Below are 477 nucleotides of genomic sequence, written 5' to 3'. Positions count from 1 at the left end.
GTAGTGCTGTAAGTCTTCTTCTGACACTGTCCGCAGGTCAGTTCCCTTCGGGATAAACTGCCGTAACAGGCCGTTTGTGTTCTCATTCAGCCCCCGCTCATGCGACGCATACGGGTGGGCGAAGTACGTTTCTGCTTCCAGCGCCTCCGCTATCGCCCGATGTTCACTGAACTCGCCACCGTTGTCGAACGTGATGGTGTGGCAGACATCTTTATAGCCACTCAGCATCGAGATGATGGCACTGCTGACTTCACCCGCATCTTTGGAGAACACCTTTTTTGTCAGGTAGATACGGCTCTTACGTTCAGCCAGCGTCACGATGGCACCTGTCCCTTGTGCACCCAGAACCAGGTCCGCTTCCCAGTCACCCAGGCGGCTACGCTCATCAACCACGGTCGGGCGCTGCTCGATGGAGACGGCTCCCGGTATGCGGCTGCGCTTAGTCCCGTAGCCCTTACGGTAACGGCGTTTACCCTG

General features: G+C 57.2%; 1 protein-coding gene. It reads right to left on the bottom strand.

What is annotated here, in order from left to right:
- Positions 1-477: IS30 family transposase (locus tag ACSZO1_RS22725; protein ID WP_437616673.1), on the bottom strand; the 477-nt coding region annotated here is incomplete at both ends.

Origin of the sequence: Erwinia sp. V71, from assembly GCF_965644245.1 — a bacterium.
In the GTDB taxonomy this organism is placed as follows: Bacteria; Pseudomonadota; Gammaproteobacteria; order Enterobacterales; family Enterobacteriaceae; genus Erwinia.
Note: the sequence above shows the minus strand (reverse complement) of the source record. Positions and strands in the feature narration are given on the sequence as shown.